Below are 1,171 nucleotides of genomic sequence, written 5' to 3' on the forward strand. Positions count from 1 at the left end.
TGAGCTGCCCCCCGAAAATCGGACAGTGACGGAAGCTACGATCTGCCGTCTGCTGGTCTCCAAGAACGAGGAGATCAGAACATGTCGAAACGCAGGAACCATGATGCGGGCTTCAAGGCGCGCGTGGCGCTGGAGGCGGTGAAGGGCGAGCGCACGGTGTCGGAGCTGGCGGCCGAATACGGCGTTCACCCGACGATGATCCACACCTGGAAGAAGGCGCTGCTCGAAGGGGCGGCGGACATCTTCGAGCGCGGCGGCAGGAAGAAGGCCGAGGTCGACGAGGAGACCGTTCGCGAGTTGCACGCCAAGATCGGGGAGCTGGCTGTGGCCAACGATTTTTTGGCCAGAAAGCTCAAGCCCTGGACCGGGAAGTGAGGCGCGGGATGATCGACCGCAACCACCCGACGCTGTCGATCGGAGCGCAGTGCCGCCTGCTGTCGATCTCGCGGTCGTCGTTCTACTACCAGCCACTGGGCGAGAGCGAGATGAACCTGGCGCTGATGCGGCTGATCGATCGGCAGTTCCTGGAAACCCCGGTTTACGGCGTCCGGCAGATGACCTGGCACTTGCAGAACGAGGGCCATCTCGTGAACCAAAAGCGCATCCGGCGGCTGATGCGGCTCATGCGCCTGATGCCGATCTACCAGAAACCCAACACCAGCAAGCCCGCCAAGGGGCACCGGACGTACCCATATCTGCTGGGCGGGCTGCGCGTCGAGCGGCCCACCCAGGTCTGGTGCGCCGACATCACATACCTGCCAATGAAGCGGGGATTCCTATATCTGGTCGCCATCATGGATTGGTTCACCCGCAAGGTGCTGGCCTGGCGCATCTCGAACACGCTGGAGGCGGACTTCTGCGCCGAGGCGCTGAACGAGGCGATCCTCCGCTTCGGCCCGCCCGAGATCATGAATACGGACCAAGGCTCGCAGTTCACGTCCTTCGCCTGGACCGACCGTCTGAAACGGGTCGGCACCCGGATCTCGATGGACGGCAAAGGGCGCTGCCTCGACAACATCTTCATCGAACGCCTCTGGCGGTCCCTGAAGTATGAATGTGTCTACCTGCACGCCTGGGAAACCGGATCGCAGGCCAAGGCCGGCATCGGGCATTGGGTCGCCTTCTACAATCACCAGCGACCGCACGCCGCCCATGGCGGACAACCGCCCGC

At 63.4% G+C, this 1,171-nt stretch carries 1 protein-coding gene; it reads left to right on the plus strand.

The annotated features are described in order from the left end of the window. Positions 1-81: 81 nt before the first annotated feature. A protein-coding gene (locus P24_RS18980; protein ID WP_408962323.1) for an IS3 family transposase occupies positions 82-1,171 on the plus strand; the annotation gives its coding sequence in 2 pieces (ribosomal slippage) (positions 82-367 and positions 367-1,171; 1,091 coding nt annotated over the 2 pieces). This gene is flagged as partial in the annotation.

This window comes from Oceanibaculum indicum P24 (genome assembly GCF_000299935.1).
Lineage (GTDB): Bacteria > Pseudomonadota > Alphaproteobacteria > Oceanibaculales > Oceanibaculaceae > Oceanibaculum > Oceanibaculum indicum.